At 52.0% G+C, this 319-nt stretch carries 1 protein-coding gene; it reads right to left on the bottom strand.

Going from position 1 to position 319, the window contains the following annotated elements; all coding sequences use genetic code 11:
• A partial coding sequence (locus DK872_RS27220; RefSeq protein ID WP_161519137.1) for a hypothetical protein occupies nt 1–297 on the bottom strand: 297 nt, incomplete at its 3' end.
• Nucleotides 298–319 lie beyond the last annotated feature (22 nt).

Genomic DNA, 319 nt, shown 5'->3' on the forward strand with positions numbered 1-319 from the left:
GGGAGTGCCAGCAAACGCCTCGGGAGTGTAGGTAAGGGCAAAGGTGTAGACAAGCTCATCCTTGGTCATCATCAACACACTGTTGCAGTCCTGCAGTTCATTCTCAAAGAAGAGCACCTTGGAGCCTGGGACCAAACCGACAACAGGACATCCTCCCAAAGTCAGACCAGATGGCTGGATCAGTTCACCATTGCTAAACAAGTCCTGCTGTACCTCCACATGAACCCGGTTCTCACCGCATTGAATAGCTACACTACTGGGAGTCACAGGTTGCCTCAAATGGAAGTCCACCGCCATCTCACTCGGCACTTCTGGAACA

The organism is Kosakonia sp. MH5, from assembly GCF_009935945.1.
GTDB classification, from domain to species: Bacteria; Pseudomonadota; Gammaproteobacteria; order Enterobacterales; family Enterobacteriaceae; genus Kosakonia; species Kosakonia radicincitans.